A 7184-nucleotide genomic window follows, 5' to 3' on the forward strand; every position below is an offset into this window, starting at 1 on the left:
GCTGAACCCTAAATACCAACGGTAAGCTACATTTGTCTCAATTTCTTTGATAGTCTGTCTCATTGATTTTATGCCAAATAATCTTTGAATAAGTAATATCTTGACTAATATTACGGGATCAATAGAAGGACGCCCGTTATCTAAACAGTATTTATCTTCTACAAGGTCATAAACGAAGTTTAAATCTAATACTTTATCAACTTTTCTTAATAAATGATTTTTAGGTACCAATTCAGAAACAGAAATCATTTCATATTGGTCGCGCTTATCAGTAGATTTATTTAACATAGAATCAACTCCTAAATAAAATTTCATCTATATTATAAAATAATTTGTTAATATTTGGTATTTTTTTGCGCTGACTCCTGCGGGAAAAGCATGATTCGAAGACTACAGGCTGAGAACATGCCCGCGGAAAGCATGCGCATAAAAAAATGTCGACAAAGTCTAAGACTTTGTCGACACTCTGAAACAGACTAAATATTAGTCTGTTTTTTGTTTGTTTTTCAAATACATATAAACGGGTATTCCTATTGCTAATATAATCAATGAATATAATGATCCCATAAAGTCAGAGATTAAAGTATTAATAATAATAAATGCTCCACCGAAAAGTGCTAACAATGGTATGAATGGATAGAGTGGTACTGAATATTCTCTTTTAATATCTTTGTTACGCTTTCTGAGAATAAACAACCCGACGAAGGCCATCATATAGAAAATATAAATAATAAATATTGTTACTTCTGATAAATAGTCTGCGTTTACGACATCTGGGAATAATAATGTTAATACGATTAATACCATTGAGATTCCGAACACAGTAATTAATGCGCCAAGTGGTGATTTTAATTTAGGACTAATGTATCCTACGTACTTATGCATTGGCAATAATCCGTCTTCAGCCATAGCAAATGGAATACGTGGGAATGTGATGATTTTACCGTTTAGACAACCGAATATTGAAATGATTACACCGATATTTACAATTTTAGAACCTATATCACCGAATAGTGCTTTTGCTGCTTCTGCACTTGCCGTATTACCTAATCCTACTAATTCTGCAGCAGGTATTACATGGAATACAGCGATATTAATGAGTACATAAGCGAGTGTCACGATTGATAGTCCGATTAACATAGCTAGTGGCAAATTTCTTTGTGGCTTTTTCATTTCTCCAGTCATGTTCGTTAACATAATCCATCCATCATAAGCGAATAAAGTTGCTAGGACAGCACGACCAAAGTTTATTTCGCCATCTGTTTTAATTAATGATGTTACATCTTGCCCAAAAATTCCTTCATTGCCCCAAAGTAATCCAAATATGATAATTGCAAATACTGGAATAAGCTTTGCGATTGTTGTGACATTTTGCATTAATCCGCCAAATTTTGTACCTAAAATATTAACGGCTGTTAAAAATATTAACGCGAATAATCCAAACCAAACACTCATATCATTACTGATATTAAAGAAATTTGTCACGAGAATACCAAAAAATAGTACAAGTGATACGATGATTGCAGGACCATAGATAATTGTTTGAACCCAACCTGTTAAGAATCCCCAAAAGGGTCCGTAAATATCACGTATATAGGCATATAATCCGCCTGTTTTTGGGATTTGAGCGCCAATCTCTGCTATTGTTAAGCCTGCTGCTAACGTTAAGAGTCCTCCGACTACCCAAGCAAGAATGGCCATATTACTTGTGCCTGCATGTGTTAAAACGACTGCTGGTTTGACGAATACACCTGATCCGATAATCGTACCAACGACAATTGTAATAGCAGTCATTAGTCCGATTGATTTCTGTAATGATTGTTCTTGATTTTGTTTCATAGCTACTCCTTATATGTATAATTTAAATGAAATTTTTCTCTGTATATAAATTAATATACACGATAAAGCGGATTTGTATATTGGAAATTTCAAAATTTAGTGAATTTTTATAAAGAACTTTAAAGGCGAGGTTAATGGCTAAATAATTAATTTAAATAAATATTTTATTGTAAAAAATGCATGGTAGATTTTTTATTGACTGATATGTATAATGTTCTTCATGGCTTGAAAACGATTTCTTGAAAAATATAAAGAACAACTGTATGAAACATGTTGTTTAAGGAGGAATGTGAAATGTTAGAGCTCAATGCTATTACAACATTGGCGCTAGCATGTGTCCTACTTTTATTAGGAGAGGCAGTAGTAAATAAAGTTTCTATTTTGAGGCGTTTATGTATTCCAGCTCCAGTAATTGGTGGATTATTATTTGCAATTTTAGTGGCGATATTACAATCAACAAATATTATAACGATTAAATTGGATTCTGAATTTATCCAAAACTTCTTTATGCTTGCATTCTTTACAACTATTGGTTTAGGTGCATCATTAAAATTATTAAAACTTGGCGGTAAAGTGCTAATTCTGTACTTTATTTTTTGTGGAGTATTAGCATTTTGTCAGAATGTTATAGGGGTTTCACTAGCAAAAGTATTAAACATTCCACCATTATTAGGACTAACAGCTGGTTCTATGTCAATGGAAGGTGGACATGGTAATGCAGCAGCATACGGTCAAACATTAGAATCATTAGGCGTTGATTCTGCAGTTACAGCAGCACTTGCAGCAGCTACACTAGGTTTAGTAGCTGGTGGATTAATCGGTGGACCAGTCGTTAGATTCTTAATTAAAAAGTTCGACTTGAAACCAGAAGTTGCTAAAGATACTGGATTAGATTATAGTGAAGTGGAATACAATCAAAATTTACATAGTAGAATGAACCCAACTACAGTGTTTATCGTTCAATTTACAATTATTGCAGTATGTATGGCTATAGGTACATATATCGGTGAAGGGTTTACTAGTTTAACTGGTATCAATATTCCTGTTTATGTAGGCGCAATGTTTGTAGCAGTAATTATTAGAAATATTTCTGATTATGGTAATTTAAACATTATCGATATGAAAATTACGAATCATGTAAGTGATGTTTCATTAAGTTTATTCTTATCAATTGCTTTAATGAGTATTGAATTAACAGAAATTTATCAACTCGCATTACCATTAACAGTTATTGTTCTAGCTCAAATTGTGTTTATCGTATTATTCTCAGTGTTTGTAGTATTCAAAGGACTTGGGAAGAACTATGATGCAGCAGTTATGATCGGTGGATTTATAGGTCATGGACTAGGAGCAACTCCAAATGCGATGGCGAACTTAGATGTTATTACGAAAAAATTCGGAGCATCACCAAAAGCATATCTAGTAGTACCAGTAGTAGGAGCATTCTTAATAGATTTACTAGGCGTTCCAATTGTTACACTATTTATAAACATATTTAGTTAAATAAAATAAGAAGAGGATTTCCAACTATCAGTGTTGGAAATCCTCTTTTCTATTTTGGGAATAATTATAGATAAAATACGGATCGATAAAATAAATTACCGGTCCAGAAACGAGAAATACGGACCGATAAATAAAATTACCGGTCCAGAAATGAGAAATACGGACCGATAAAAAAATTTATCGACCTGAAAATGCGAAATACAGGCCGATAAAATAAAATAGCGACCCGAAAACACGAAATACGGGCCAATAAATAAAATTAGCGACCCGAAAACGACACATCACTCTAATAAAAAAAAAAACGGGTAGACTCCCACGAGTCTATCCGGTTTAAATTTTAGTTTAGTTGAAAGAATGTATCTAATTCATCAATATTTAAAATGTTACCTACATAGAATGCACCGAAGTCACCATATCTAGCTGATACTTCGTCGAAACGCATTTCATAGATTAATTTTTTGAATTGTAACATATCATCACTGAATAATGTTACGCCCCATTCGTAGTCGTCTAGACCTACTGAACCAGTGATGAATTGTTTTACTTTACCTGCATAGCTACGTCCAATTAAACCGTGTGAACGCATTAAGCTACGTCTATGATCCATATCTAACATATACCAGTTGTCTTCACCGTCACGTCTTTTATCCATTGGATAGAAACATACATATTCAGAACGTGGTACTTCTGGATATAATCTTGCTTTTACATGTGGATTTTCGTATGGATCTTCGTCTGAATCACCAGCAAGATAGTTTGAAAGTTCTACTATTGATACATAAGAATAAGTTGGGATTAAGAAATCACTTATATCTAATTTATTAAATTCATTTTCTAAAGCGTTTAATTGTTTAACATCTGGACGTAAGAACCATAACATTAAGTCTGCTTTTTGGCCTGTGATGTTATAGAAAGCATGAGAGCCTTCTTTATTATTATGAACTGTTTCTAAACCTTCAAGGAAAGTTTTGAATTCATTGATCATTGTACTTCTATCATCTTCTGGTACAGTTTTAAGGCTAGTCCAATCTATCGCATAGAATAAATGCAAGCTGTACCAACCATCTAATGTTTTTGCTGCTTCGTTCATTTTACTTTCGCTCCTTTTAGAAAATAATATCTTCTTTATAAGTCTATCATACTAGAAACAGATTAAATGACTCAACTTTTTACATTGTTGTGAAAGAGAAATAGTGACGTTGAAAATTTATTGATATTGATTATCGATTTTATTTATTAGATAATGATAATAGATTGTTGAAAATTTATTTAATAGGAGCATAAATTTGTATAAATTAGAAAATGTATCTAAGAAATATAATGATAAGTTTGCTGTTAAAAACTTTTCTTTAACAGTAGAGCCAGGTTCTATAACAGGGATTGTAGGTAAAAGTGGATCCGGGAAATCGACTTTATTGAAAATGCTTAATTTTATAGAGCAACCAACTGAAGGTGAAATTATTTTTGAGGATAAAGAAATTAATCATGTTTCTAAAAAAATAATTAGAAAATATAAAGAGAAAATAGGAATGGTTTTTCAAAACTATAATTTATTGAATAACTTGAATGTTTATCAAAATATTGCATTACCTTTGAAGATTATCAATAAAGAAGATAAACACAAAGTGAATGAACTGATTGAATTTGTAGGATTAGAAGATAAAATAAATAGCTATCCTGCTCAATTATCTGGAGGAGAAAAGCAACGTGTTGCATTAGCACGGTCTTTAGTCAGAAATCCTGATATTTTATTATGTGATGAAGCTACAAGTAGTTTGGATGAACATAACACTGAAATTATCATAAAAATGTTAAAGAATATTAACAAAGAATTTAATATAACAATCATTTTTGTCACACACGAATTGAATGTTGTAAAACAATTATGTGAGCAAGTTTGTGTGATGGAGGATGGTCAATTATTAGATATTATTGAAAATAGAACTAAAAGTGTTGAACAGGACACAGGTTCTTATTTAGAAAACGTGAAGCGGAGTATTGAAGAATGACGTTTTTAGAAAAAATTAATTATTATATGCCAGAACTTATCCAATCGTTGCAAGAAACTTGTATCATGCTAGGGTATTCAATGATCATCACTTTATTAATAGGATTGCCTCTAGGGATAGCTTTGTTTTTATCAAATCCAAGCATTAAAGAATTAAATAGAAACTATTATTGGGCTTTTAATTTCTTGATTACATTTATTCGCTCATTCCCGTATTTATTATTTGTTATCAGTTTAATTCCATTAACTAGACTTATTTTAGGAAGTGCTTTTGGTCCTTATCCTTCCATCATTCCTTTAAGTATTGTTGGAATTGCGATCTTTTCAAGATTAGTTGAACAAGTATTACTAGATATACCTGGCGAAATAAAGACGCTAGCAGAATCATTAGGAGCAACAAAGTTTAAATATATATGGAATTTCATTTTAGTAGAATCAAGAAGCGGTATTATTTTAGCTTACACAACGACAGCAGTGAGTATGGTCTCATATTCAACAGTTATGGGGATTGTAGGCGGAGGTGGAATAGGAGATTTTGCTATTCGATACGGCTATCAAAGTTATGAAAATGAAATTATGTACTTTTCAATTATTATCATTATTATCAGTGTATTTATCATTCAAATGTTAGGGAATAATATTTCTCGAAAATTAGACAAAAGGAAGTAGTGTAGATATGAAAAAAAGTTTATTTATTATGATATTGATGTTTAGTGTTATGATTGCCGGTTGTGGTGCAAATAAGAAAGACAGTGAAGATAAAGTTATTAAAGTAGCCTCACAAGCACCTCCAATGACAGATGTAGTGAAAGAAGCAGCTAAAGAAGCTAAAAAAGGTGGTTGGGAAATCAAACTTGTACAAGTAAATGATAACGTTGCATATAATGACATGGTAACGAGTAAAGAAGCGGATGCAAGTTTTGCTCAGCATAAACCTTTCATGGAAAAATACAATAAAGAAAGAAAAGCTAATTTAGTAGCGATACAACCCATTTATGATGCAAAAGTTGGGTTTTATTCTAAGAAATATAAAGATACAAAATCTATACCAAATGGAACAAAAGTTGCTATTCCAAATGATATCTCAAATGAAGGTAGAGCTTTAGCAATTCTTGAAGAACAAGGACTTATTAAATTAAAAGATGGCGTTGGCGTAAACGGAACGACTAAAGATATTGTAGATAATCCTAAAGATTTTAAATGGTTAAAAGTAGACTTGCTCAATTTAGCAGAAACGTATAGCGAATCAGATGTATCACTCGTTTATAATTATCCAACATATATATCAAAAATTGGATTAAAACCAGCTGATGCATTATTCCTAGAAAAAAATATTGATACTCGTTTTTCTATACAATTAGTTGCAAGAGAAGACAATAAAGATTCCGAAAAAATTAAAGCATTACATAAAGCAATGAAGAGTGATGCAGTGAAAAAATATTTAAAAGAGAAACATAAAGATACTTTAATACCTTCATTCTAAATATATTCAGAATAAAACCACGAGGCTCGGACAATTAATTTGTCCCGAGCCTCGTGGTTTTTAAACTTATTTGCTAGCAGTTTTAAATTCTATAATTCATCTCATATTTTTGATAATAGTCTAAGATAAAGTTATACATAGTTTTACTTTTATTTTTTAATTGGTTATCTTTCTTTTTAGATATAAAGATACGTTTAGAAATCAGTAAATTTTGGTCTGTTGCATAAGGTATTTCAAAATTTCGACATACTGCTACAGGTAAATAAGTGAAATGTTTTCTGTTTTGAATAAAAATATTGAATAAAGCATCATCAACATAATTGAAATTATGATATTTAATACCTTTTTCAT

At 31.4% G+C, this 7184-nt stretch carries 7 protein-coding genes and 1 pseudogene; 4 read left to right on the forward strand and 4 right to left on the reverse strand.

The genetic code is table 11. The annotated features are described in order from the left end of the window. Both CD129_RS08810 and CD129_RS08815 read right to left on the reverse strand, forming a co-directional pair. Positions 1-288, reverse strand: a 288-nt coding sequence (locus tag CD129_RS08810; RefSeq protein WP_144437008.1) for a transposase, incomplete at its 3' end; no start/stop codon positions are given. Positions 289-483: 195 nt separating this feature from the next. After that, positions 484-1839 carry an APC family permease gene (locus CD129_RS08815; RefSeq protein ID WP_107509278.1) on the reverse strand — a complete coding sequence of 452 codons (1356 nt, stop codon included), beginning with the start codon at positions 1837-1839 and terminating at the stop codon, positions 484-486. Positions 1840-2133: 294 nt separating this feature from the next. Here CD129_RS08815 and gltS point away from each other — a divergent pair, with 294 nt between their 5' ends. Further along, on the forward strand, positions 2134-3342 hold the full coding sequence (gene gltS, locus CD129_RS08820; protein WP_115337844.1) for a sodium/glutamate symporter: 1209 nt from the start codon (positions 2134-2136) through the stop codon (positions 3340-3342). Positions 3343-3679: 337 nt separating this feature from the next. On the opposite strand, the gene hemQ is transcribed toward gltS, so the two are convergent. Next, positions 3680-4432, reverse strand: coding sequence for a hydrogen peroxide-dependent heme synthase (hemQ, locus tag CD129_RS08825; RefSeq protein ID WP_078357811.1), 753 nt, complete (start codon positions 4430-4432; stop codon positions 3680-3682). Between the two features lie 196 nt (positions 4433-4628). Here hemQ and CD129_RS08830 point away from each other — a divergent pair, with 196 nt between their 5' ends. From CD129_RS08830 to CD129_RS08840, 3 genes are read left to right on the forward strand one after another with little or no spacing between them, the layout of a single operon-like run. After that, a complete protein-coding gene (locus tag CD129_RS08830) occupies positions 4629-5351 on the forward strand; it encodes an ATP-binding cassette domain-containing protein (RefSeq protein ID WP_115337843.1) in 723 nt (240 codons plus the stop codon). Then, positions 5348-6019, forward strand: a complete 672-nt coding sequence (gene emtB / locus CD129_RS08835) for a metal ABC transporter permease EmtB (protein WP_078357813.1) — start codon at positions 5348-5350, stop codon at positions 6017-6019. The genes CD129_RS08830 and emtB overlap by 4 nt, the downstream gene beginning before the upstream one ends. Before the next feature lie 7 nt (positions 6020-6026). Beyond that, positions 6027-6833: a MetQ/NlpA family ABC transporter substrate-binding protein gene (locus CD129_RS08840; protein ID WP_115337842.1), complete on the forward strand. Its 807-nt coding sequence runs from the start codon at positions 6027-6029 to the stop codon at positions 6831-6833. Positions 6834-6915: 82 nt separating this feature from the next. Here CD129_RS08840 and CD129_RS13205 read toward each other — a convergent pair. After that, positions 6916-7184: pseudogene (locus CD129_RS13205) on the reverse strand (hypothetical protein); the annotation flags it as partial.

The organism is Mammaliicoccus fleurettii, assembly GCF_003970575.1.
Classification (GTDB): domain Bacteria; phylum Bacillota; class Bacilli; order Staphylococcales; family Staphylococcaceae; genus Mammaliicoccus; species Mammaliicoccus fleurettii.

What these genes read in the sequence shown, in the direction of transcription:
- hemQ (WP_078357811.1), bottom strand. Translation starts at nt 4,432, where the DNA reads ATGAACGAAGCAGCAAAAACATTAGATGGTTGGTACAGCTTGCATTTA.
- CD129_RS08815 (WP_107509278.1), bottom strand. Translation starts at nt 1,839, where the DNA reads ATGAAACAAAATCAAGAACAATCATTACAGAAATCAATCGGACTAATG.
- emtB (WP_078357813.1), top strand. Translation starts at nt 5,348, where the DNA reads ATGACGTTTTTAGAAAAAATTAATTATTATATGCCAGAACTTATCCAA.
- gltS (WP_115337844.1), top strand. Translation starts at nt 2,134, where the DNA reads ATGTTAGAGCTCAATGCTATTACAACATTGGCGCTAGCATGTGTCCTA.
- CD129_RS08840 (WP_115337842.1), top strand. Translation starts at nt 6,027, where the DNA reads ATGAAAAAAAGTTTATTTATTATGATATTGATGTTTAGTGTTATGATT.